17 protein-coding genes are annotated in these 23,764 nt (G+C 64.4%); 9 read left to right on the top strand and 8 right to left on the bottom strand.

What is annotated here, in order from left to right; translation table 11 throughout:
* The first annotated feature begins 92 nt into the window (after positions 1–92).
* Positions 93–545, top strand: a complete 453-nt coding sequence (locus AC3WS7_RS12855; protein ID WP_296468473.1) for an RcnB family protein — start codon at positions 93–95, stop codon at positions 543–545.
* Here the strand turns inward: AC3WS7_RS12855 and AC3WS7_RS12850 are convergent.
* Complete coding sequence (locus AC3WS7_RS12850) at positions 529–1,956, bottom strand: DUF3999 family protein (protein WP_492656639.1); 1,428 nt, start codon at positions 1,954–1,956, stop codon at positions 529–531. The genes AC3WS7_RS12855 and AC3WS7_RS12850 overlap by 17 nt on opposite strands.
* Positions 1,953–4,928 carry a DUF2339 domain-containing protein gene (locus AC3WS7_RS12845; RefSeq protein ID WP_492656638.1) on the bottom strand — a complete coding sequence of 992 codons (2,976 nt, stop codon included), beginning with the start codon at positions 4,926–4,928 and terminating at the stop codon, positions 1,953–1,955. Before AC3WS7_RS12845 ends, AC3WS7_RS12850 begins: the two co-directional genes overlap by 4 nt.
* Positions 4,929–5,074: 146 nt before the next feature.
* Between AC3WS7_RS12845 and AC3WS7_RS12840 the strand changes: the two genes are divergently transcribed.
* Complete coding sequence (locus AC3WS7_RS12840; RefSeq protein WP_492656637.1) at positions 5,075–6,220, top strand: alpha-hydroxy acid oxidase; 1,146 nt, start codon at positions 5,075–5,077, stop codon at positions 6,218–6,220.
* Positions 6,221–6,238: 18 nt separating this feature from the next.
* On the opposite strand, the gene AC3WS7_RS12835 is transcribed toward AC3WS7_RS12840, so the two are convergent.
* Positions 6,239–7,600 (bottom strand): ABC transporter substrate-binding protein, encoded by a 1,362-nt coding sequence (locus tag AC3WS7_RS12835; RefSeq protein ID WP_492656636.1) that lies wholly within the window; start codon positions 7,598–7,600, stop codon positions 6,239–6,241.
* Between the two features lie 68 nt (positions 7,601–7,668).
* Here AC3WS7_RS12835 and dinB point away from each other — a divergent pair, with 68 nt between their 5' ends.
* On the top strand, positions 7,669–8,934 hold the full coding sequence (gene dinB, locus AC3WS7_RS12830; protein ID WP_492656635.1) for a DNA polymerase IV: 1,266 nt from the start codon (positions 7,669–7,671) through the stop codon (positions 8,932–8,934).
* 28 nt (positions 8,935–8,962) lie between these two features.
* Here dinB and AC3WS7_RS12825 read toward each other — a convergent pair whose 3' ends face one another.
* The 4 genes from AC3WS7_RS12825 to AC3WS7_RS12810 all read right to left on the bottom strand — a co-directional run bounded on the left by AC3WS7_RS12825 (position 8,963) and on the right by AC3WS7_RS12810 (position 13,474).
* Positions 8,963–11,479: an ATP-binding protein gene (locus AC3WS7_RS12825; RefSeq protein ID WP_492656634.1), complete on the bottom strand. Its 2,517-nt coding sequence runs from the start codon at positions 11,477–11,479 to the stop codon at positions 8,963–8,965.
* Positions 11,480–11,494: 15 nt separating this feature from the next.
* Positions 11,495–12,259, bottom strand: a complete 765-nt coding sequence (locus AC3WS7_RS12820) for an ABC transporter substrate-binding protein (protein WP_492656633.1) — start codon at positions 12,257–12,259, stop codon at positions 11,495–11,497.
* Positions 12,260–12,335: 76 nt separating this feature from the next.
* On the bottom strand, positions 12,336–13,106 hold the full coding sequence (locus AC3WS7_RS12815) for an HD-GYP domain-containing protein (protein WP_492656842.1): 771 nt from the start codon (positions 13,104–13,106) through the stop codon (positions 12,336–12,338).
* Positions 13,107–13,108: 2 nt separating this feature from the next.
* Positions 13,109–13,474, bottom strand: coding sequence for a response regulator transcription factor (locus AC3WS7_RS12810; protein ID WP_296468457.1), 366 nt, complete (start codon positions 13,472–13,474; stop codon positions 13,109–13,111).
* Positions 13,475–13,595: 121 nt separating this feature from the next.
* On the opposite strand from AC3WS7_RS12810, the gene AC3WS7_RS12805 reads away from it, so the two are divergent.
* Together AC3WS7_RS12805 and AC3WS7_RS12800 are read left to right on the top strand one after the other, a co-directional pair.
* Positions 13,596–14,258, top strand: coding sequence for a response regulator (locus AC3WS7_RS12805; RefSeq protein ID WP_492656841.1), 663 nt, complete (start codon positions 13,596–13,598; stop codon positions 14,256–14,258).
* Between the two features lie 2 nt (positions 14,259–14,260).
* The gene (locus AC3WS7_RS12800; RefSeq protein ID WP_492656632.1) at positions 14,261–15,013 is read left to right on the top strand and encodes an Hpt domain-containing response regulator; all 753 of its coding nucleotides are present in this window, start codon (positions 14,261–14,263) and stop codon (positions 15,011–15,013) included.
* Positions 15,014–15,017: 4 nt separating this feature from the next.
* Here the strand turns inward: AC3WS7_RS12800 and AC3WS7_RS12795 are convergent, their stop codons facing one another.
* Positions 15,018–15,473: a DUF1569 domain-containing protein gene (locus AC3WS7_RS12795; protein WP_296468454.1), complete on the bottom strand. Its 456-nt coding sequence runs from the start codon at positions 15,471–15,473 to the stop codon at positions 15,018–15,020.
* A gap of 267 nt (positions 15,474–15,740) precedes the next feature.
* On the opposite strand from AC3WS7_RS12795, the gene AC3WS7_RS12790 reads away from it, so the two are divergent.
* From AC3WS7_RS12790 to AC3WS7_RS12775, 4 genes are all read left to right on the top strand, one after another.
* Entirely contained in the window at positions 15,741–17,300 is a 1,560-nt protein-coding gene (locus AC3WS7_RS12790; protein WP_492656631.1) for a methyl-accepting chemotaxis protein, read from the top strand.
* A gap of 31 nt (positions 17,301–17,331) precedes the next feature.
* The gene (locus AC3WS7_RS12785; RefSeq protein WP_492656630.1) at positions 17,332–19,950 is read left to right on the top strand and encodes a sensor domain-containing protein; all 2,619 of its coding nucleotides are present in this window, start codon (positions 17,332–17,334) and stop codon (positions 19,948–19,950) included.
* Between the two features lie 65 nt (positions 19,951–20,015).
* On the top strand, positions 20,016–21,086 hold the full coding sequence (locus AC3WS7_RS12780; RefSeq protein ID WP_492656629.1) for a TRAP transporter substrate-binding protein: 1,071 nt from the start codon (positions 20,016–20,018) through the stop codon (positions 21,084–21,086).
* Positions 21,086–23,740: a bifunctional diguanylate cyclase/phosphodiesterase gene (locus AC3WS7_RS12775; RefSeq protein WP_492656628.1), complete on the top strand. Its 2,655-nt coding sequence runs from the start codon at positions 21,086–21,088 to the stop codon at positions 23,738–23,740. Before AC3WS7_RS12780 ends, AC3WS7_RS12775 begins: the two co-directional genes overlap by 1 nt.
* Positions 23,741–23,764: the final 24 nt, after the last annotated feature.

Here is a 23,764-nt window from a genome sequence, read left to right as displayed (position 1 = left end):
GCAACCATTGCTTGCACAAAAGCGCAAAGGCTTTACATGCCCGATACCTGCGCGGGGGACCATGCAAGCTCCTTCACTTCCATAGGCACCTTATGAAATCCACCGCCATTGTGTGCACCATCGTCATCGCCAGCATGGGGTTTGGCACCCTGGCGCAGGCCGAAGGCCGTGGTCGACACGGGCCGGACGACGAACGCTGGAGCCAGCAGGACCGGGGACGCCACGACAACGGCCGTGGCCGCAACGACGACCGCGATGATCGCCGGGATGAGCGCTACGACAACCGGCACGATGAGCGCCGTGACAACCGGGGCTACAGCCGCTGGGATGGCCACCCCGGCTACTACGGCGCCCGCGGGCCCGACTTCCGCCGGGGCGGCTACCTGCCCTACGAATACCGCCGCCCTATCTATGTGGTGAACAACTACTACGGCCACCACCTGCCCGCGCCACGCCGCGGCCACCAGTGGGTGCAGGTGGGCGCGGACTATGTGCTGATCGCGATCGCCACCGGTGTCATTGCGCAGATCATTTTGAGCCAGTGATCTGGCGCATCAGGGCGTAGGCCACTCCCGCCAGCACCAACACCCCCACCACCAGCACCAGCCACAGCGCTGCCGTGCGCAGGCTCACACCACTGGGCAGCAGTTTGGCAGCCCAGAGCTGGGGGGCATCGGGCGGGTCGGCCCGCAGCTGCTGCACCGCGGCTGCGGGCAGTTCGGCCAGCTTGGCCGGTGACACCGCCCCCAACACACCGGCCTCCACCGCAGCCGACGGCGTGTTGGTCCGGCCTACGGCCAGCGTGAACGGCCCGGGGCCCGAGGCCAGCAGCGCCAGTTGCAAGGGCGCAAATTCCACCGTGGCATGCAGTCCGCCCGCAGGCAGTGGCTGGCCGTTGCTGGCCTCCACCCGCAACGCGCGCACCGGGGTGGCTGGCAGGGCAAATGCACGGTTGCTGCTGCCCTGGCCCACAGTGTCCAGGCGGTAGACCACGGTGGACGCCAGCGCCCGCCAAGGTTGGGTCGCATCACTGCGGCCCGAAATACGCACCGGCACCAGGGTGTTGTCTTGTGCGGCTTGCAAGTGCAACGCCATCAGCGGTGTGGCAAAAGGCAGCGTCCACACCAGGCTGTTGCCATCGGCCGCGCCCGCCGGCAAGGCGGCGCGCACACGCGGGGGCTGCGTGTGGGGCGTGGCCACCTGGCCAGTCAGCGCGCTGACCTGCACGCCGTCCTGCCCGGCCCAGCCCAGGCGCAGGTAACGACCTTTCACATCGAGTGGCTGCTGCAGTTCCAGCACCATGCTGTTGGGCGCGTCGGCCCCGTCAAAACGGAACAGCGGGCCTTTCACCGGCACGCTCTGCCAGTCCTGCAGGTTGGCACTGCTCTCCAGCTGCAGGTGCACCAGCGTATTGCGTGGCAACTCGGCCTTCAGGCGCAGGGCGGACAACGTGTGCTGCTCGGCCCGGGTGTCAAACAGGGCGGCCTGCAAGGGCTGCGCATCGGCAGGCAGTGCGGCACTGGCCTTGTCATCTGCCTTAGCCGCTGTATTCCAGCGCACCCAGGCGCTGCCGGGAGTGGCACCGTCCGCCGACACGCGCACCTCCACCGCACCGCGTGCGGGCGGCGCACCGGCGGCGGTGGCAAACAAGGGGTAGGCCGGGTAGGCCCGGGTTTGCACGGCCGGGGCGCTGCGCTCCAGGTCAGCCGGGCGCAGCAGTGCATAGGGCACCACGGCACCATCGGCGTTGAACACACGCACATCGTGGCCCGCAGCGTTTTGCATGCGCAGCAAGGCCTCCACCGGCAGCTCGGCCCGCACCAGGCTGGCACCAGCGGGCAGCAGCAGCTGGCCGCGCCAGGCAAATTCGGCGGGCGTGGGCGCGTCGGCGGCCCAGGCCATGTGGATCACGCTGCACAGGGCCAGCAGCGCGCGGGCGATTCGGGGCGTGCTCATACGGCGCTCCCTTCTTCGCCGTCTTGTGCAGACGGCGCGGCAGCGGGTGGAATGGGCGCAAAGTAGCCCACCACCAGCATCATCACGCCCACCGCAATAAAGGCCACGATGCGCTCGGAGCCACCACGGTTGCTCAGGTCCACCAGGAACAGTTTGGCCACCGTCAGCCCCAACAGGGCCGCACCGCCCATCCACACCGGGCGCGCAAGGCGGCGGTGTGCCACCAGCATCAGGCCCAGGGCCAGCAGCGTCCACAAGATGGAATAACCGGCCTGCACCAGGAAGGACTCGAACAGGCGCTCGGCATTCCAGGGCACCCCCGCATACTGGTGCGCCACGCGCAGCCACACGGTGTTCACCGCCACAAAGCCCAGGGCACACAGCAGCAGCGTCCAGCGCCGGTCATGCACCCAGCCGGGCACCGGCAAATCGCCCTGGCGCACACGCGTGAGCCACAAGGCAGCAGCCAGCAGCGCCAGCGCCACCGTCAGGTCGGTGGGGTTGAGCAGCGGCACATAGGGCAAGGGGCGCGCGTTACCGTTGGACGACACCGCCACCAGCAAGGCCCCCAGGCCCACGGCCACCGCCAGCGGCACCGCTGCGTGCCACAGGTAGGCGGTGGCAAAGCGGTCCAGCGGCCAGGCCTGGCGCACACGGCTGCCTGCATCAAAGAGACTGCGGCGGCACAGCGCCAGCAGCACCAGCACGCTGGCCACCAAAAAGATCACGCTGGCCCAGGCGGTACCGCCCAGCTGCGCCTGGCCCACGGCCCAGACCAGCAGGTTGCCCACCAGCAGCGCCAGCAGCCACACGCCCCCCGTGTGCACCATGGGCCACCAGCGCTGGGGCACCAGTGCATCGAGCTTGCGCAGGGTCAGCGCATGCAGCACCAGCGTGAGTGGCCAGACCAGCCAGCCCCAGGCCTGGAACACATGGTCCAGCGCCACCACCCCCTCTAGCGCAAACAGCGCCATGATGGGCAGCGAGAACCAGGCCGGTGTGGCCGCAATGGCCCAGGGCTTGGCCCGCGTGGGCAGGGCCCAGCGGTGCGCCACCCAGGCGCTGGCCACCCAGCCCAGCATTTCCAGGTGCGACTGCAGCGCACTGCTGAGCACTGGCGCCCAGTTGCCATCGGCACCGGGCAAGGCGCGTTCAATGTCGTGCAGCAGCGCAAACTGCCACCACAGAAAGCCGGCCCAGAACAACACGGGCGACAGCCGCTGCTCCAGCTTGGCCAGCAGCCAGCTGGCGCCCGAGCCCGACGCCGCAGGCGCGGCGGCAAAACGTGTCCAGTGCGCCAGGGCCAGCGCGGAGGCGGCCAACAGCACCGCGCCCACGAAGGCCGGGTTGGCAATCGGCCAGGCGCTAGCGTGCATCTGGTCCAGCCCGTGCAGGTAGCTGGCAGCGGCCAGCACCTGCAGCACCAGCCCTGCCAGGCGCGCGAGCCAGCGGCCCTGGCGCTGGCCCATCCAGTACACGGCAGCGCCCTCAGCCGCCCAGACGGCACTGGTCCAGCGTGCATCCAGCGCCAGTGGCACGGCCAGCGTGACAAAGCCCAGCCCCAGCGCCGCAAAACACTCGGCCAGCCACTGGCCCACGGCCTGGTTGGCGCCCTGGCGCTTCACGGCCCACCAGCCCAACCCCAGGTACAAGGCCCCCAGGGCCAAGGCCGAGAAGGCGGTGGCGTATTCGATGTGCTGCACCAGCGCGGCCTGCAGACCAAAGGCCACCAGCGGCGTGCCAAACACCAGCGTGGCGTCCACCGCCTGCTTGGGTGCCAGCGAATGGCGCGTGGCATAGAACAAGCTGGCCAGCAGGTAGATGGCGAAGAAGGCCAGCAAAAATGGTTCGGTGCTGGCAAAGTGCTCGGGCTGGTACTTGAGTGCCCCCCAGGCCGTGGCCACGCCAAAGGTGGCGAAAAAACCCAGCAGGTTCAGCGGGCGCCAGGCGCGCAGCCAGGCCACAGCCACGATGGCCAGGTTCAGCACCAGGTAGTAGCTGAACAGGCCCACATGGTTGCCCTGCCCGGTGGACACGAGGATGGGCGCCGCAAACGCACCGGCAAAGCCGATAAAGGCCATGGGCATGGCGTTTTGCAGCAGCGCAATGGCGGTAGAGAACACACACACCAGCCCCAGCACCGCAAATGCGGCGCCCGCTGGCAAGAACTGGTAGAGCCGAAATGCCGCAAACACCGTGAGGTAGAGCACGCCCACACCGGCGCCCTGCAGCGTCAGCGCATAGGCCAGCTTGTCGGGCTGGCGGGCGGGCAAGTCGCCGCTGGGCCGCCCCAAGGCGACTTCGTCCCCCAGGGGGGCAGCGACCCGCGAAGCGGCGGAGCGTGGGGGCACCATTCTCCAGCCGAACACAAACAGCGCAATGCCAGCCACGCCGATGGCGGCCAGGCGCAACTCGGGTGGCAACAGTGCGTTGTCCATGGCGAACTTGGCCAGAAACGCCAGCCCCACAAACAGCACCAGCACGCCGGCGCGCACGATGGTGTTGCCGCCCAGCAGCCAGCCCTTGGCGTGCGCCACCAGGCGAATCAGCACGTCGGGTGGTTGGGCAACCCACTCCTGGGTGTCGGACAGGTCGGCTTCGCGGTCCGCGCGCGCGCGGGCAGTGGCCGGTGTGCGCAATGGCTGCGGGGCATCCAGAAATTCGTCGGGCTCCTCGGGCGCGGGCTGCGGTGGGGTCGCCGTGGCGGGTACAGAGGTGGCGGGGGTGGCTGGCAGGACCGCAGCAGCGGCAGGCGCACGGGTCGGGTCGGGTGCTGCGGTGCGTGTTGCGGCAGTAGGCTCAAGCACCGCAGTCTTGGCATGCTGCGCCGCAATCTCGCGGCGCACCGCCATGCGCAACGTCAATCCGGCGATAGCCCCCAGGATGACACCGATGAACAGGCCCACCTCCTCGTCGTACTCCACCGTGAGGTAGCCCACGATGGCCCCCCAGATTGCGCCCCATATCACCATGCCGTGACTCCCTGTGCTTGCTGTCTGCCGTTGTGGCGGGCCAGTCTAGCCCAAGACTGGCGCAAATAATTTCAATCGACCGAGGAGGGATTTCACGCACCGTTTGTCTCTGCGCCGCTACCATTTGTGCCATTACAGGAGACCCCATGCCCGTTATTACCAACATCGAAGACCTGCGCGTACTGGCCGAAAAGCGGGTGCCCCGCATGTTTTACGACTACGCCGACTCCGGCTCGTGGACCGAAGGCACCTACCGTGCCAACGAAGACGACTTCCAGAAGATCAAGCTGCGCCAACGCGTGGCGGTGAACATGGAGAACCGGACGACAGCGACCAAGATGATTGGCATTGACGCCAAGATGCCCGTAGCCATCGCCCCGGTGGGCCTGACCGGCATGCAGCATGCCGATGGCGAGATCCATGCCGCACGGGCGGCCGAGAAGTTTGGCATTCCGTTCACGCTATCCACCATGAGCATCTGCTCGATTGAGGACATTGCCGAAAACACCTCTGCACCGTTTTGGTTTCAGCTCTACATGATGCGGGACCGCGCGGCCATGGCCAAGATGATCGAGCGCGCCCGCGCTGCACGCTGCAGTGCCCTGGTGCTGACACTGGACCTGCAAGTGATTGGCCAGCGCCACAAGGACCTGAAAAACGGCCTGACCGCCCCACCCCGCCCGACCTTGGCCAACCTCATCAACCTGGCCACCAAGCCGCGCTGGTGCCTGGGCATGCTGGGTACCAGACGCCACACCTTCCGCAACCTGGTCGGGCATGTGGAGTCGGTCAGCGACATGAAATCGCTGGCCGCCTGGACCAACGAGCAGTTTGACCCCCGCCTGTCGTGGGACGACGTGAAGTGGGTCAAGGAGAAATGGGGCGGCAAGCTGATCCTCAAAGGCATCCAGGATGTGGAAGACGCGCAACTGGCCGTGGCCAGCGGGGCCGATGCGATTGTGGTGAGCAACCACGGTGGCCGCCAGTTGGACGGCGCGCCCAGCAGCATCAGCGCCCTGCCCGCCATCGTGCAGGCCGTGGGCAGCCAGATTGAAGTGTGGATGGACGGTGGTGTGCGCAGCGGGCAAGACGTGCTCAAGGCCTGGGCCCTGGGCGCCAAGGGCACCATGATCGGCCGTGCCATGGTCTACGGCCTGGGTGCGATGGGCGAGGCCGGTGTGACCAAGGCCCTGCAGATCATCCACAAAGAGCTGGACGTGACCATGGCCTTTTGCGGCCACACCAACATCCAGAACGTGGACCAGGGCATCCTGATTCCTGGCACTTACTAGCCAGCGCGGCGGGACGGCTTAGCGGTAGCCTCCCGCCACCAAAATATCAGTCACCCGCCCCAGGATGGCACCCAATGCCTGCTCGGGCGGCACGGCACCGGTGAGGCCCTGGTGTACGGCAGCGCCCAGAGGGCCGGTGTTGATCTCGTCCCACACGCTGATGATGGGGCGCCAGTCGGGGTCGGCATACCGCAGTTGTTCGCGCAGTAGGGCGAATTCCGGGTAACGGCGCAGCAGCTCTGCGTCGCGCAGGGTCGACAGCCGCAAGGGCGCGGCCCCCAATGCGCAGACCGCCTTGTCTTGCGCTTTGGAAGTGAGCCACTGCATCAGCAAGAACGCAGCGTTCGCGCGCTCGGAGGTGCGCGCGATGGCCAGCCCCAACCCTCCGGTCTGCGAAGCCTTGCGTGTACCGCGCGGGTGCAGCGCGTACCCCACTTTGCCATCCACCCGGGACAGGGGGGAGCTGCGCACCGCACCGAAGACGGCGGTGGAATCCAGGTACATGGCGCTGCGCCCGTCCAGAAAGGTGTGCAGCATCTCGTTGTAACCAAAGTTCGCCATGCCCTCGGGGCCGGTGTCGGCAATCTCTTTGAGCAACTGCAGCGCCTGTACGCCCGGCGTCTGTTGGAAGGTGGGCACCCAGTGCGCATCAAACACGCGCCCGCCCAGCGGGCTGAGGTGCAGCAACCAGGCGTGCACGCAGTTGTGCCCCATCTGCCCGCGCGAGGTCAGCGCCGCCATGCCAGACTTGCTGCGCAGCACAGGCAGCAGCTGGCGCAACTGGGCGTAGGTGGTGGGCGGCTGCACCGCGAGCGTGGCAAACACATCGCGCCGGTAGGCCAGCACCGAGGTCTCCGCACCGTAGGGGAGCCCGTACAGGCGGGCACCGGGGCCTGGCAGATAGCCTTTGGGTCCCCCCACCAAACCGATGTTCTGCAGGTAGCCGGGCACCACATCGGCCAGGTCAAAGCCGGGGTCGGCCAGCGCCGGGTTTTGCAGGAACGGAGCCAGCGGGTGAATCAGCTGCTTGCTCACGTACTCGCTCTTCCAGGTGGCCACGTAACTCACCAGGTCAAAGGAGCTGCGGGCCTGCGACAGCTCGGCCAGTTGCCGGTGCTTCATGCGCAGGATGTGCTCGCGCGACAGCTCCACCTGGATGCCGGTTTCCTGCGTGAAACGCGGCAGCAGCTTGACCATGGCGTCGTAATGGGGGTGGTCCGGGATACTGAATGCCACCGTCTGGCCCCGGTATTTGGCATAGCGGTCCGCGGCCCGGCTGCTGGCCAGCGGCAGCGCCGCGCCAAACACGGACACGGTGGCTTGCAGGACCTGGCGACGCCGTGGCCGGTGCTGGGGCGGGGGGAGGAGCAACGACGTCATACAGAAGACTTGGAACAGGAAATCAGCCACCCGATTGTGACACCAGTCGCTTGGTATCCTTGCGCCCCATGAGTGCCACCGCCCCCGCGATACGCCGCATCGCCCACCTCGACATGGACGCGTTTTACGCGTCGGTGGAGCTGCTGCGTTACCCACAGCTCAAGGGGCTGCCCGTGGTGATCGGCGGCGGGCGGCGGGCGCTGGACGATGCGCTGCGCGCGCAGTACGCCGAGCTGCCCTTGCACGAAATTCCCGTCGCCGCCTTTCCGCTGCTGCGCGACTACACCGGGCGCGGCGTCATCACCACCGCCACCTACGCCGCGCGCCAGTTTGGCGTGGGCTCGGCCCTGGGGCTGATGAAGGCGGCCAAGCTGTGCCCACAGGCGATTTTGTTGCCGGTGGATTTTGCACAGTACCGGCATTACTCGCAGCGTTTCAAAGCCATCATCACAGAGATTGCGCCGTTGATGGAGAACCGCGGCGTGGACGAGGTTTACATTGATTTCACCCAGGTGCCCGGTGGCCAGCGCGAGGGGGGGCGCGTGCTGGCGCGGCTGATCCAGAAGGCGATTTTTGACGATACCGGCCTGACCTGTTCGGTGGGCGTGGCGCCCAACAAGCTGCTGGCCAAGATGGCCAGCGAGTTCAACAAGCCCAATGGCATAGCCATCGTCCATGACACGGATGTGGAGACGATGATCTGGCCGCTAGCCTGCCGCAAGATCAATGGCATTGGCCCCAAGGCGGACGCCAAGCTGAAAACCCATGGCATAGAGACCATTGGCCAGTTGGCCGCCAAGGACCTGCAATGGCTGATGGACACCTTCGGCCAGCGCACCGGCGCCTGGATGTTTGACGCCGCACGGGGGCGGGACGAGCGGCCCATCGTGCTGGAGAGCGAGCCGGTCAGCATCAGCCGCGAAACGTCGTTTGAGCGGGACCTGCATGCGGTACGCGACAAGGCCGAGCTGGGTGCCATCTTCACGCGCCTGTGCGAGCAGTTGGCCGACGACCTGCAGCGCAAGGGCTACGTGGGCAAAACGATTGGCATCAAGCTGAAGTACGAAGATTTCACAGCCGTAACGCGCGATATCACCATCGCGCGCCACATTGCCGATGCGAAGGCCATACGCCGCGTGGCCGGCCAGTGCCTCAAGCGCGCACCGCTGCACAAGAAGCTGCGCCTGCTGGGCGTGCGCATGGGCGCCCTGCTGAGTGTCGACGAGGCCCAGGCCTTGGATTTCAAGTCAAATAGGCCTACAACCCTCATGGATACTGCACCAACAGCTATCAATACAGGAGCAGATGATCCCCTGACAGGGCAGCTGTTCTGAGGTGTAGGTGCCCGGATGCGGGACGCCCTCAATAGATGGAATGGAAATCCGTCTCACGCTGCCCGCTGCGGCGTGCGGGCAGATAGATGCGGAACACGGCACCACCGTCCGCGGCGTTTTCGGCGGTGATACGCCCGCCATGCGCGTCCATGATGGTTTTGCAAATGGCCAAGCCCAGCCCCGTGCCACCCGAGCCATCTTGCGTACGGCTGGACTGCACAAAGGCCTCAAAAATGCGGTCCAGCTCTGCAACCGGAATGCCCGCACCATGGTCCCGCACGCTGACGCAGATGCGGTCCTCCCCCGTCAGGTAGGCGCTGAGCTCGATGCCAGTTTGTGTGGGCGCGAATTTGATGGCATTGGCCATCACATTGCGCACGACCTGCGCAAAACGTACGGGGTCCACCTTGGCAATCAGCGGAACGGGGCCAAGCTGTATATCGACGGCCAGGCGCTTGGCGTGAATTTGGGGCGTCAACTCCTGCACCACCGGACCGATCAGTCCGCGAATATCGGTGCGCTCCAGGTTGACAACCCCCAAGGTGCTGGCGATTTTGGAAACGTCCAGCAAATCATTGACCAGGGCCAGCATGCGGGCACCGGCTGCATGGATGTCGGTGAACATGCCCATCAGCCGGGGTTCATCCTTGCCACGCATCATGCCCAGCTCCGAAAAACCCAAAATGGATTGCAGCGGCGTACGCAGTTCGTGGCTGATATTGGCAATGAAATCAGACTTGGTGCGGGACGACTCCTCGGCCGCATGCCGGGCTGCGTCCTTGGCGCGCTCGGCTGCCCGGAATTCGCTCACATCCATCAGGGTACTCAGCAGACCGCCGTTGGCGTGTTGCTCGTCGCCTGGCAAAACCACCTTGGTGATGATGACCTCACGCAGGCTTCCATCGCGATGCCGGAGTGTGGACTCGTAACGCAGGGTGCCCCCGGAGCGCCAGAGTTTTGCATCTTTCTCGGCATGAAACGCGGCATCGGTCGGTGCCATGAACGCACTCGCCGCCTGCCCCATCACCTGGCCACGCAGCAGGCCGGTGAAATCTTCCCAGGCCCGGTTCACCGAGACATAACGGCCATACCGGTCAAAGGTGGCCACCGGCAAAGGGCTGATCTCCAGCAAAAAAGCGACGAAGTCGAGCTGGTGTTGCAAGGCACTTTCGGCGGCCAGCCGCTCGGTGACATCGACCGCACTGCCCGCAAAGCCGATGATGTGCTCCCCCTCCCACAGGGGCACCACTGCAACGTCAAAACGGTGCAGGCTACCGTCGCTGGCACACATGCTGGCGGTCTGCGTGCGTACCGCTGCCGTGGTATCCAGTGCAAACAATTGGGCCACGCCCGCGCGATCGACTTCACACACCCATTCCGTCAACGGGTGGTTTTCTGCCTGCGCGACGCTGCGGCCCGTCACGGCGACCCAGCGTTCGTTCACATAGGTCAGGACCCCCGAGGGGTCGGTGCGGAACAACAGCTCCTGAACGCTTTTCACCAGCACATGCAAATCGTGCTCCTTACGGACCACCTCGGCGCGCGCGCTGCCCAGGGCCTCCAGCCCCCGCTCACGGGCCCGCAGGCTGCGGCGAATCGCCACCGTCATGAGCACCAGAAACAACACAGTGACAACGGCCGCCGTGATGAACCAGCGCACGGATGTGATCCAACGGTCATGCGTGTCTGCCAAGGGCTGCTCAACCACCACCACCAAAGGGCGGGTTTTGGAGAGCCGGTACGACACGACCTGGGTACCAGGCGAAGCACCGTCACCTTCATAGGTAAAGTGTTCTCGAGACGGCAAAAACTTGCGAAACACCGGATGGACAGCAAACACCGTGCCCGGATTGGCCGCACGAGGGCCGCTGCTGACCATGACCACCCCCTGGTAGTTCAAGAGGTACACGCTCTCTTTCTGATCGCCGAGCGTGAGCAGTTGAAAGCTCGACAAAAAATCAGGGTTGATCAGGGCCACCAGGAACAGGGCCTTGCCCTCGGCGTTGCGCAAGCTTCGACTGAAAGGGATGAAGCCGATGTTGGCGGCAGTCGACGGGGCCGCGATGCCGAGGGCACTGAGCCCCCGACCGTGCTGAAACACACCCAGTGCATCCTGCCCCGGCGCGGGCAAGGGGGCCAACCGGTCCAGCGGGACTGTCACGCCTACATCACTCGCAGCGGTACTGGCCACGATCCGGCCCGCCTCATCCAGCACATGCAGGCTGCGCACAAAAGGCAGCGCCGCCAGCGCCTGCGTCAGCAAAGGGTCGGCCAGGTGCGGCTGCGCCATGTCTGGTGCATGCAACTGCCCCCCCACATAGGCCATCACCAGCGATGCGGTCTCCACCGTGCGGGTCGCGTGGTCATCAATGACACGCGCCTCCAGTTCACTGCGGGCCCGGTCAGTCTCCAGCGCTTCCCGGTATTCGTACCACCCCAACCACACCACGGCGGCGATAACCGCCAACGACAGCACCAGCCCAAATGCAGTCGCAAGCGCCGCAAAGCGGCGCAAAGTGTGGGCCGAAAAATCGGGTTGATGCATGCGTGCGGGAAAATCTCAGTCGTTCACCACGATGGGCAACAGGCCGTGGCGCGTGGCGGCGGTACGCAAGCGCCCATCTTTTTTGATACGCGCCACAAACCCGTCAATCACGGCCAACCAAGCCTCGTCGCCCGGCTTGACAGCATACCCGTAAGGCAGGACCGAAAAAGGTGTGGGGGGGGCAATCAGCTTGGCCCAGTCCGCATTGCTGAGCAAGCGGCGGCTGTAGGGAAAATCGGTCATGAAAACATCGATGCGCCCCGCCTCCAACTCACGCTCGCGCGTCTGTGGGGGCTTGATGACCAGCATCTCGGCTTGTGTCAGCTTGGCCTTCATCACCGGCTCCATGAAGGTGCCGCCTTGCACCCCCACCAGCACGCCCGGCTGGTCGATGTCCGACCATTGGCGCACCGTGCGGTTGCTTTTGGTGGTGATGGCGTAGATGTCGCTCTGCATATAGGGCCGCGTGAACTTGAGATGTTGCAGGCGCTGTGGCAGCATGCCTACCGCAAACATGGCGACATCGCAGCGCTCTGCGGTCACATCGTCGACCAGCGTGGCGAACGACGAATCCACATACTGCACCTTGGCCTTGAGGTCTTTCCCCAGTTCGACGGACAAATCGATGTCCACGCCTTCGAGCTGCTGGGTGTTGGGGTTGCGGTGGCTGACGCCGAAGTAATCGGGCCAAATACAGACCCGCACGGTCTCTTTCGCTCTGACACGGTCCAGCACACCGGCCGCCGTGGCAGCACCCGATGCCGCCCACCCGATGACCATGGCACAAACCCAGCCAAGCATCTTGGCCGGCACTGGCAGGGCAGCGTGCCCTTTCGCTCCGTATGTCTTCACCATCTCAAACGACTCCATTCACCAAATCCGAATAACTCAAATGGCTGGCTTTGATACGCTCCCGCAGGGCATTGAGTTCGACCGCATTTGCCATGAATGTATCCACAATCTCCGGGTCGAACGCTTTGCCACGCTGCGCCAGCAGCATGGGCAATGCCACATCGACCGGCAAGGCCGGACGGTAGACACGGTCCATGGTCAGGGCATCAAAAAAATCCACAATCGCCACAATGCGACCTGACAAAGGGATAGCCGATCCTGCAAGTTGCGAGGGATAGCCACTGCCATCCCAGCGCTCGTGGTGTGACAGGGCCAGCTCGGCGGCCAGTTGGAACAAGGGAATGCGTGAACGGCCCAGAATTTCGGCCCCCATGCGGGCGTGTTCATTCATGATGGCCCGTTCCTCCGGGTCAAACGCACCTGGCTTTTTGAGGACCCGGTCCGGAATTCCAATCTTGCCTATGTCGTGCATCGGCGCCGCTTTGCGCAGCATGGCAGCTTTGGCCGGTGATTCCCCCATCAGCAAAGCCAGTGCCTCCGATAAAAATCCAATGCGGATGATGTGCATGCCGGTGTCGTCGTCTTTCAGATCGGCCGCCAGCGACAAGCGGAAAAGCGCCTCGTGGTGCGCATGTGCCACCTCGTTGAGCGCATCGTTGCGCTCACGGTACATCCGCCCAAAATCCCCGACCAGGCGCTCCATCTGCATGGAGGCCTCCGGCGAAAAACTGTTGCCTCCGCCCAGCTCATCCGGCAGGCCTGTCAACGCGTCCATCGTCATGCAACCTCCCACTGCGCATTGATCGTTTCTATCAGGGCCAGCGGGCTGAAGGGCTTGACCAGGTAGGCATCGGCTCCCGCGTGCATGCCGGCTTCAAAGTCCTCACTGCGCCCGCGGGCGGACAACAAGACCACGCGGGGCGCCTTGTATTGGAGCTTGACCATGGAACACACATCCAGGCCATCGAGGCTGCCGGGCATCATCACATCCAGCAGCAGCAAGTCGGGCTCGAACTCTTGGGCGATCGCCAGCGCAGAGTCCCCGTCCACGGCCTCGCGAATCTCGTAGTTGTCAAACTCGAGCGTCATGCGGATCAGGCGCCGGATGTCAGCATGGTCTTCCACAATCAAAATCTTTTTCATAGGCCATTTCCGCGCGCACGGCGGCACCGTTGTTGGTATCAGTTATTATCTATCATATGTATCATTTATATCAAAGACAATTGATATTTATTAAAGTTGATGTTTTTGGTAGACTTAAATGATGCAATTAGACAAGTCCTCTCTTTCCAAGGTCCCCGCAGACGACCACGTCACCACGCTGGAAGCAGCGCGCCTGCTGGGAATGGCGGTACGCTCCGTCCAACTGATGGTGGACCGGGGCGAGCTGGAAGCATGGAAAACACCGGGCGGCCACAGGCGCATCTCCCGCACATCGGTTGAACGCTGGCGCCAGGGCGAACGGGTGAACACCCCCCCCCAAGACCAGGTGCCCACCTTATCGGGCCACCGGACCGGACCGGCCCCAACGCCGGGACGAAGCGCCCCCAGGGTGCTGCTGATCGAGGATTCGGCCCACTTCCAGAACCTGATCAAACTGCTACTGGGTCAACAGTTCCCGCAGGTGGAACTGTTAACGGCCAGCGATGGCATCTCCGGCCTGGCCATGGTCGGGCAATACCAGCCCGATGTGCTGATGGTGGACATCCTGCTCCCCGGCATTGACGGCGCAGCCTTGATTACCAGCCTGCGCGCCATGCCGCAGTTCCAGGCCATGCAAATCATCGTGGTGACCTCACTGGATGCCCAGCAACTGACCCCTTACGCATTTTCCCTGCACGGCATTGCGGTGGTGCACAAGCCGCAGCTGGTGGTCGAGCTGCCCGGCCTGCTCAGCGCGTGCCTGAACAAGCTTCCGGTGCAGTAACCATGCCCGCTCCACAAGCCCGCATCCTTTTGGTCGATGACGACCCGGCTTTGCGGCGGTTTGCGCAAATGGCGTTGGAGGACATGCCGCTGGACCTCATTACGTGCGACCGGGTGAGCACCGCCGTGCAGGTGCTGCAAGAAGGCCCCGTTCAGATCATCGTGACCGACCTCATGATGCCGGGCGAGTCCGGGCTGGGCTTGCTGCAACGCCTGAAGGAGCAGCCCGCCCTGCGTGGGCAGGCGCGCGTGGTGGTGCTCAGCGCAGGCTTGACCCCCGCCAGACGCGAAGAACTGGTGCACATGGACGTTTGGTGCCTTTTGGACAAGCCGGTGTCTGTCGTGCAATTGATGGCTTGTATCAACGAAGGGCTTGCGCCTGCATCCCCTACCAAGCCCCCCGCAACTGCAGCACCGGAGCCTTTGCCTGCAAACGCAGCGCGCGCGCATGCGCAGGCGGCGATTGAGGAATATTTCGCGGGTAATGGCGCCCTGTACCGGGCCTACCGGGCCACCTGCTTGACCCAGTTTGTCCACGATGTGCACAACGGGGATACCGCTGCAGCCGCGCACGACCTGGTCTCTCTGCGGCACTTGGCACATAACGCCAAATCTGTGTTGCGTATGCTGGGTTATCCGGCATTAAGCACCCAGGCGCATTGCCTGGAAGAGGACTGCACAAGGGGCCGCTCCGCTGAAGCGTTGGCAGGTTGGCAGGCGCTACGCACGGCCGTGCTGGCGATCGGCAACCCCTGAGCCCCTACACCACGGTAATCTCGTCTTGATGATTGGCAATATGCAAAGTGTGGGCCAAAGCAAAGTCAGCGCGACTCAGTGCGCCATAGGCGAAGTGCGGCTTGAGCGGCCCGGCATATGCCTGAAAACGCTGCACCGCGCTGCGCAATCGCGCGGCACCGGGCTTCCAATCGTCGACTTGTGGCAAAGCTGGCGCCCCGGGAATAGGTTCTGTCAACCCATGCGACATCTTGCCGCGCAGCCGGAAGACCGCAAACGCGGCGCTTCCCAGCGTGGACTGAAACAGTGCGCTTTTGGGTTCCGGAAACCCATCCATGCTCATGTCCACACTCTGCGCCATGTGCTCCAGAACAGCAGACATCTTCCATGGTGTGGTGCTTTGTACCTGGGTGGCACGTTCCAACCGGTCAAGCCAGCGCATCACGTCGTCCAGCGACTGGACTTTGGGGCTATCGGCCATGGCGGCTCCTGGGATAAGTGCAAAAGGGGCAAGAAGGAAATGACGGCGTTGCATGGAAAAATCATACTGGACCCGCAGCGCCCCCAAACATTTGCAGCATCCGGTAGGGTCGATCCGGGTATTTTTTGCGCGCAATACACGCTTGATTCAAGTCAAATAAACAACACAGCCCTGCGCGGTCCGAGTTGACGTCGGCCCCAAATTTGTTGCTAAATGTTTTTACGGTTGGTCAATACAAGTTTTCCATAAACAAAGGGAGAAGAGCTGATGCGCAACAACCTACCTGTGACCCAACGGGAGTACGAATACCCCGCCGATCACATGCTGGTCTCCATGACGGACACCAAAGGCATCATTACCCACTGCAACCATGCCTTTGTGGAAACCAGCGGGTTCACCTACGAAGAGCTCATTGGCCAGCCCCACAATCTGGTGCGCCACCCGGACATGCCACCCGAGGCCTACAAGGACATGTGGCAAACCATCGGCCGCGGCAAGCCTTGGACGGCGCTGGTCAAAAACCGCCGCAAAAACGGCGACCACTACTGGGTGCAGGCCAACGTCACCCCGGTCCTGGAAAACGGCAAACCCAAAGGCTATATGTCGGTGCGCATCAAGCCCAGCCGCCAGGACGTGCAGGCGGCCGAGGCGCTGTACGCACAATTGCGCGCCGATAGCCAGGCTGGCAAAAGCCTGATGTATTTGCGCAGCGGCGAGGTGCGTTACAAGGGCCCGCGCGGCTGGCTGGGTGCCCTCACCCGCACCACCCTGACCACCCGCCTGGCACTGGCCCTGCTGGGCATGACCCTGCTGGGCATGATTCCGCAATTTTTGGGCCTGCAGGGCTGGGGAGCTGTGGCCGCGCAGCTGGTGTCCCTGCTCATCGGTGCGGGCTGCGTGCTGGCTTGGTTTCAACTGCGCTTTGCCACCGCCATTGGTACAGCAGAGGCGTTTGCCGATGACCTGGCGGGTTGCAACCTCACCACCACGGTCGACGGCCAATACCCTCCCCCTCTGGGCACCTTGATTCGCGCGCTGCGGCAGATCCAGGTCAACCTGCGCGCCGTGGTGGGGGATGTGCGAGGCGAGATTGCAATCTTCACCCGCTCGGCTGCCGAAATTGCCGAAGGCGGTATGGACTTGTCCGCGCGCACCGAAGCCCAGGCCAGCAGCCTGGAGGAAACCGCCGCATCGATGGAAGAGATCTCCAGCACCATCAAACAAACCGCGGATACCGCCGCACGCGTGACCAACCAGAGCACCAAGAGCACCGAAGTAGCCACCCAAGGTGGCAATGCGGTGCACCAGGTGAGCCAGGCCATGCAGGCCATAGATGCGTCCTCGGGAAAGATGCGCGACATCATTGGCGTCATCGAAGGCATCGCCTTCCAGACCAACATCCTCGCGCTCAACGCTGCCGTCGAAGCCGCTCGGGCGGGTGAACAAGGCCGCGGCTTCGCAGTGGTGGCATCCGAAGTGCGTGCCCTGGCGCAGCGCAGCGCCGTGGCGGCCAAGGAGATCCGTGAATTGATTGCACAGTCGTCCGAGCAGATCTCTTCGGGCTACCACCAAATGACGGGGGCCGGACAAACCATTGACGAAGTGGTGCGATCGGTGAAAGAAGTCGGCGACCTGATTCAACTGATCGGCAGTGCCACCAAAGAGCAGTCTATTGGCATCGCCCAGGTGAACGAGGCCGTCACCCAGTTGGACACAGTAACGCAGCAAAACGCAGCGTTGGTTGAAGAGTCGGCGGCCTCAGCTGCGGCGCTGAATGCCAGTGCGGCCACCTTGGCCCGTTCGGTGCAAGTGTTCAAGCTTCCTTGACCACGGGGTCAACACGGCTACAGTGTTGACCATGCCCGCGCCGTCGATCAGCCCCATCCCGCCGGACGACCTGCAGCGACTGCTGGACGCGGTGCCGGTCCCCCTGTTCGTGAAGAACGCACAGGGCGAGGTGCTATTTTTGAACCAGGCTTGGCGCAACACCCTGGCGCTGGGTGACGCCCCCTTGGCCCCCCGTGCAGACGCCGCGTTTTTTACACCCGCACAGATGGCGCATTTTGCTGTCCAAGACCGCGTCGCCTTCACCCAGGGCCAGCCCCTCAGCAGCGAAGACCTGGTGTGGCAGGCCGACGCGGTACACCGCCGCCGCATGCACACGACGCTGGCCCCGGTGTTCGATGCCGCGGGCGCGCCACAGTACCTGGTGGGCACCACCCTGGACATCACCGAGCAACGGCACCTGGAGCAGCAGGCACGGTCCGAACTCAAGCTGCTGGAGATGCTGGTCAGCCAGGCCACGCTGAGTGACATCATGCACAGCTTCATCCAGGACTTTGAGGCCACCTTTCCGGACGTGCAATGCTCGGTCTTGCTGCTGGACGAGGACGGCATACACCTGCGCCACGGTGCCGCCCCCAGCCTGCCTGCAGCCTACTGTGCCGCGCTGGACGGCGTCGCCATCGGCCCGAGGGTGGGGTCCTGCGGCACTGCCGCCTTCACAGGAAAGGACGTGCTGGTGGCCGACATCGCCAAGGATGCCCTGTGGGACGACTTTCGCGAGCTCGCACTGGGCTACGGGCTCAAGGCATGCTGGTCCATCCCCATCCGATCGTCGCAAGGTCACACCCTGGGCACCTTTGGCAATTACTACCACCATGTGCGCGCGCCATCGGAGGCCGAGCTGCAAGCCATCCAGCGCAGCGCCTACCTGCTGGGCCTGGCCATCGAACGGGCCCGCCATGCACAAAAACTGGAGGCCCACCGACGCGCACTGGAAGACGGTGGCCGCTACCGCCAAGCCATCCTGGACAGCATGGTGGATGGTCTGCTCACCGTGAATCCGCTGGGCGAGATCCTGACCCACAACAATGCCGCAGGCGCCATGCTGGACCTGCCAACCGCGCCTGGACCGCTCAAACGCCTCTCCGATTGGCTGGCCAGCCCCACAGACATCCCGGCGCTGCTGGCCGAAGTGGACGCACTGGATCACAGTGGCAAAACCCTGGAGACCCGGGCGCAGCGGCACGGCAGCACCAGCTTTCCGGTCAGCCTGTCGTTCTCCAAAATACCCCATGCCTCACAGAAGAGCTATGTGGTGCTGCTGCGTGACATCACCCAGCAGCGCCAGGACGAAGAAGAAATCCGCCGCCTGGCGTTTTACGACCCGCTGACCGGGCTGCCCAACCGTCGCCTGCTGCTGGACCGGGTGCGCCATGCCATGGGCAACGCCGCGCGGCTGCAGCAGCATGGCGCACTCATGTTCCTGGACCTGGACCACTTCAAACTGCTCAACGACACCCTGGGCCACGACGTGGGCGACGAGTTGCTGCAACAGGTGGCCGCGCGCCTGTGCAGCTGTGTGCGCGAAGGCGACAGTGTGGCCCGCCTGGGTGGCGACGAGTTTGTGGTCTTGCTCGAAGGCCTGAGCCACCAGGTCGGCGAAGCCGCCACCCATGCCGAAGCGGTGGCACACAAGATTCTGGACACCCTGTCGCAACCCTATAGCTTGCGCCAGCACAGCTACAGCAGCACCCCCAGCATTGGCATCGTGGTGTTCATGCAAGACCACGAGAGCATGGACGACCTGCTGAAGAAAGCCGATGTGGCCATGTACCAGGCCAAGGCCGCAGGGCGCAACACGGCGCGCTTTTTTGACCCCGTGATGCAGGCCGCCGTGGCCACCCACGCCGAGTTGTCCAAAGAAATACGGTTGGGCCTGCAGCGCGAGGAGTTTGTCTTGCACTACCAGGTGCAGGTGGACCAGAAGGGGCGTAGCCTGGGGGCAGAAGCCCTGGTGCGCTGGCAGCACCCCACGCGGGGCTTGGTGGCACCGGGGCAGTTCATCGGGCTGGCCGAAGAAACCGGCATGATTTTGCCGCTGGGCCAGTGGGTGCTGGAGACGGCCTGCGCCCAGTTGACGGCCTGGAGCCAGCAGCCCGCCACCGCCCACTGGACTCTGGCGGTCAATGTGAGCGCCTCGCAACTGGCACAGACCGAATTTGTCTCCAACGTGGACACGGCGCTGCGCCACTCTGGCGCACCGGCTACGCAACTCAAACTGGAAATCACCGAGAGCATGCTGGTCAATGACATGGAAGACCTCATCCACAAGATGGCGTCCATCCAGGCTTTGGGCGTGGGCTTCTCGCTGGACGACTTCGGTACCGGCTATTCCTCGTTGTCCTACCTCAAGCGCTTGCCGCTGTCGCAGCTCAAAATCGACCAGTCCTTCGTGCGCGATGTCCTGACTGACCCAAACGACGCGGTGATTGCCCGCACCGTGGTGGCACTGGGCCACAGCCTGGGCCTGAACGTGATTGCCGAGGGCGTCGAGTCCGCGGCCCAGCGCGATGCCCTGGCGGACATGGGCTGCGACGCCTTCCAGGGGTATTTTTTTGGCCGCCCGGAATCAGCGCATGACTTGGCTGCGCGCGGGTGCCCAGACCCGCTAGACTTGGCGCCAGGAAGATAGCCGGGCTGCACACGCGCCGCAGAAGCGCACGCCCGCCCGCCCCGACCCAGGCGCGAAAGGTCGTCATGAACACACACACTGCAGCAAGCTTGTGCACCCTGGCCCTTTTACTGGGCCTGGGGGGCATGTCACGCGCCTGGGCAGAGGCCTCGACCGCAACACAGAAGCTGCGCATCGTGGGCGGCCTGGCAGGCCTGAACCAATACACCCGCAACGAAGAGCCGTTCTGGACCAAGGAACTGCAACGCCTGAGCCAGGGCCGCTACACCGCCGAAATCGCACCGTTTGACCGCGCAGGCGTACCGGGCTCAGAGATGCTGCGCCTCATCCAACTGGGGGTGGTGCCCTTCGGCACGGCCTTGCTGAGCAATATCTCGGCCCAGTATCCCGAGTACGCAGCCCCCGACCTGGCGGGCCTGAACCCCGATATGGCCACCCTGAAAAAGACGCTGGCTGCGTTTCGGCCTTACCTCGAAAAATCACTGCGCGAGCGCCACGGTGTGGAAGTGCTGGCGGTCTACGTCTACCCAGCGCAAGTGCTGTTTTGCAAACGTTCGCTGGCCTCGCTGGCCGACCTGCAGGGTCGGCGCGTGCGCGTGTCCTCGGCCACGCAGGCCGACTTCATGGGCGCGCTGGGAGCCATTCCGGTGTTGGTGGGTTTTGCCCAAATCCTGCCCAATATGGCCTCCGGCAACACCGAGTGCGCCATCACCGGCACCATGTCGGGCAACCTGCTGGGCCTGCACGAGGTGACCACCCATGTGCACACCCTGCCCTTGACCTGGGGCCTGGCCGTGTTCGGCGCCAACGCAGCCGCTTGGGCAACCCTGCCCGGCGACCTGCGGGCGCTGCTGTCGCACGAAATCCCCAAGCTGGAGATCGCTATCTGGAATGAGAGTGAACGCGAAACCGCCGAAGGGCTGGCCTGCAACCGCGGCCAGCCCCAATGCACCACCACGCGCAAAGGCAACATGACCGAGGTGGCACGCAGCCCCGAGGATGAACGCCGGCGCAAGGAAATTTTTGGGGACACGGTGCTGCCGCGCTGGCTGCAGCGCTGCAACCAGCGTTGCAAAGAACTCTGGGACCAAACCATCGGGCGGGCCCACGGCATCGTGGCCCCAGCGCCCAAGTGATGCGGCTGGCATCGTTCCGCGCTACCCGTGCCGTTGTCGGTTCGGTGCTGCTATTTGTCGTAGCCGTCCTGTTGGTGGCCACCCTGATGGTGCGCGACGGCTACCGCACCGCGGTGGCCAACAGTGAAGGCCAGGCCCTGCGTTTTGTGGCGGGTGCCGAGGCCGCCGTGAACCGCAACCTGCTGGGCGTGGACGTGCTGCTGGCCAGCGTGGACAGCCTGCTGGGCTTGGCCAACTTGCAGCGCGACTGGATTGACGGCACGCTGGCCAGCCGGCTGATCCAGGGTGCGCTGCGGCAAAACCTGCTGGTACGCCACGTGGCCCTGCTGGACGACAAGGGGCAGATGCTGGCCTCCTCCGATGCGCGGGGTGCTGAGCTGGTGCTGGCCACCCCGCCAAACTTTGTGGCACGGGCCCTGGAGCAGGTGGTGGCCGGCTTGTCCATCAGCGTGCCCGTGGTCAACTTCAGCAGCTCGGAGCAGGTGATGTATTTCGCGCGCCCCATCCGTCTGGCCGATGGCTCCAAGGTGCTGGCGATTGCGGAGGTCCAGGTCTCCCTGCTGTCCAGCATCCTGGTGCAGGGGGTAGACATTGAAGGGCTGGAGACCACACTGGAGCGCGGTGACGGCCAGTTGCTGGCCAGCGCACCGGCCATGGACTCCCTCTCGGGCACCCTGCTCAAGCCGCCTCTGGGGGGGCGCAACCCGCTGGACGGCGCGACCCAGATGCCCGCCCGCCTGAGCGGTGTGGATGCCTTGGTGGTGCAACGCAAGATGCTGTACCACGACATCCTGATTACGGCCAGCATTCCCATGGACACGGTGCTGGGTGAATGGCGGCGCGAGAGCTGGCTGGTGGCGGGCGTCAGCACAGTCTTTGTCCTGATGCTGCTGGGGGCCGGCGCCGTGGCACTGCGCTACCTGGCGCAGATGGCGCAGGCGCAGCGCTCCATCTCGCAAGCCAAGTCCACCCTGGACCAGGCGCTGGAGTCCATGGAAAGCGGCTTCCTGCTGCTGGACGCGCAGCACTGCGTACTGAGCTGGAATCGGCGCTACCTGGAAATTTACCCCTGGCAGCGCGAACATATTGCCGTGGGCATCCCGTTTGAGACCATGCTCACAGCCACCTCCCGCATCACACTGCCCCAGGCCGACGCAGAAGCGCAGCGTCAGTGGGTGCAGGACCGCATGGCCCTGCTGCACAAGCGCGTGCACAGCCACGAGCGCCACCTGCCCAATGGCCATGTGATCGAGATCACCGAACGCACCACGCCCGACGGCGGTGTGGTCATCGTCTACCAGGATGTGACCCACATCCGCCGCGCCAGCGCCGAGATCGAACAACTCGCCTTCTTTGACCCCTTGACCGGTCTGCCCAACCGCCGCCTGCTGAGCGACCGCCTGCAACAAGCAGTGATGGCCAGCGCCCGCAGCGGCCGCAAAGGGGCGCTGCTGTTCATGGACCTGGACCATTTCAAAACCCTGAACGACACGCTGGGCCACGACGTGGGCGACCTGCTGCTGCAACAGGTGGCCCAGCGCGTGAGCGCCTGTGTGCGCGAGGCCGACACAGTGGCCCGCTTGGGCGGAGACGAGTTTGTGGTGATGCTGCAGGACCTGAGCCCCCACGCCATGGAGGCTGCGTCGCAAACCAAGATCGTGGGCGACAGCATTCTGGCCGCGCTGAACGAGCCGTTTTCCCTGAATGGGGTGGTCTACCGCAGCACCAGCAGCGTGGGCGCAACCCTGTTTGGCGACGCACTGCAATCCAGCTCCGAGCTGCTCAAGCAGGCCGACATTGCCATGTACCAGGTGAAAAGTTCGGGCCGCAACGCGCTGTGCTTCTTCGATCCGCAAATGCTGGCCGCCATCGAGGCGCGGGCGGAGCTGGAGCGCGATCTGCGCCAGTCACTGGCGGTGGGCGAGTTTGCGCTGTACTACCAGCTCCAGGTGTCGGACGAGAGCCTGCCCATGGGTGTGGAGGCTCTGGTGCGCTGGAAGCACCCCACACGCGGTCTGGTGTCGCCGCTGGTTTTCATCGGCCTGGCGGAAGAGACCGGACTCATCGTGCCACTGGGGGAATGGGTGCTGCGCACCGCCTGCACCCAGCTGGCCGAGTGGGCCCGACAGCCCGACCGTGCAGACCTGCAAATGGCGGTGAACGTGAGCGCGCTGCAGTTCCGCCAAGACAGTTTTGTCGACCTGGTGCGCACCACCCTGCAAGAGACCGGCGCCAACCCCGAAAGGCTCAAGCTGGAGCTGACCGAGAGCCTGGTGCTGGACGACGTGCAAGGGACCATTGCCAAGATGCGGGAGCTCAAGGCGCTGGGCCTGCGCTTCTCGATGGATGACTTTGGCACCGGCCAATCCTCACTGACCTACCTGACCAAGCTGCCGCTGGACCAACTCAAGATCGACCAGTCTTTCATCCGCAACCTGGGAGAACAGGCTGCCGACGCAGTGATGGTGCAAACCATTCTGGGCATGGCCGAGACCCTGGACCTGGAAGTGATTGCCGAGGGCGTGGAGACCGAGGAGCAATATTACTTTTTGGTCGCCCACGGCTGCCACCTGTTCCAGGGTTACCTGTTTGCCACGCCACTGCCCATCGAGGAGCTGGAGGCCCTGCTAAATAGCAAGCAAATCGCTGCCTAGCCCCCGCCAAACATGCGCGAGCAG

The organism is Rhodoferax sp. EU05-FHT12H12, assembly GCF_058791215.1.
Note: the sequence above shows the minus strand (reverse complement) of the source record. Positions and strands in the feature narration are given on the sequence as shown.

Excerpts from the sequence above, each read along its gene's own strand:
- AC3WS7_RS12855 (WP_296468473.1), top strand. The coding sequence starts at position 93 with ATGAAATCCACCGCCATTGTGTGCACCATCGTCATCGCCAGCATGGGG.
- AC3WS7_RS12850 (WP_492656639.1), bottom strand. The coding sequence starts at position 1,956 with ATGAGCACGCCCCGAATCGCCCGCGCGCTGCTGGCCCTGTGCAGCGTG.
- AC3WS7_RS12845 (WP_492656638.1), bottom strand. The coding sequence starts at position 4,928 with ATGGTGATATGGGGCGCAATCTGGGGGGCCATCGTGGGCTACCTCACG.
- AC3WS7_RS12840 (WP_492656637.1), top strand. The coding sequence starts at position 5,075 with ATGCCCGTTATTACCAACATCGAAGACCTGCGCGTACTGGCCGAAAAG.
- AC3WS7_RS12835 (WP_492656636.1), bottom strand. The coding sequence starts at position 7,600 with ATGACGTCGTTGCTCCTCCCCCCGCCCCAGCACCGGCCACGGCGTCGC.
- dinB (WP_492656635.1), top strand. The coding sequence starts at position 7,669 with ATGAGTGCCACCGCCCCCGCGATACGCCGCATCGCCCACCTCGACATG.
- AC3WS7_RS12825 (WP_492656634.1), bottom strand. The coding sequence starts at position 11,479 with ATGCATCAACCCGATTTTTCGGCCCACACTTTGCGCCGCTTTGCGGCG.
- AC3WS7_RS12820 (WP_492656633.1), bottom strand. The coding sequence starts at position 12,259 with ATGGTCATCGGGTGGGCGGCATCGGGTGCTGCCACGGCGGCCGGTGTG.
- AC3WS7_RS12815 (WP_492656842.1), bottom strand. The coding sequence starts at position 13,106 with ATGGACGCGTTGACAGGCCTGCCGGATGAGCTGGGCGGAGGCAACAGT.
- AC3WS7_RS12810 (WP_296468457.1), bottom strand. The coding sequence starts at position 13,474 with ATGAAAAAGATTTTGATTGTGGAAGACCATGCTGACATCCGGCGCCTG.
- AC3WS7_RS12805 (WP_492656841.1), top strand. The coding sequence starts at position 13,596 with ATGCAATTAGACAAGTCCTCTCTTTCCAAGGTCCCCGCAGACGACCAC.
- AC3WS7_RS12800 (WP_492656632.1), top strand. The coding sequence starts at position 14,261 with ATGCCCGCTCCACAAGCCCGCATCCTTTTGGTCGATGACGACCCGGCT.
- AC3WS7_RS12795 (WP_296468454.1), bottom strand. The coding sequence starts at position 15,473 with ATGGCCGATAGCCCCAAAGTCCAGTCGCTGGACGACGTGATGCGCTGG.
- AC3WS7_RS12790 (WP_492656631.1), top strand. The coding sequence starts at position 15,741 with ATGCGCAACAACCTACCTGTGACCCAACGGGAGTACGAATACCCCGCC.
- AC3WS7_RS12785 (WP_492656630.1), top strand. The coding sequence starts at position 17,332 with ATGCCCGCGCCGTCGATCAGCCCCATCCCGCCGGACGACCTGCAGCGA.
- AC3WS7_RS12780 (WP_492656629.1), top strand. The coding sequence starts at position 20,016 with ATGAACACACACACTGCAGCAAGCTTGTGCACCCTGGCCCTTTTACTG.
- AC3WS7_RS12775 (WP_492656628.1), top strand. The coding sequence starts at position 21,086 with ATGCGGCTGGCATCGTTCCGCGCTACCCGTGCCGTTGTCGGTTCGGTG.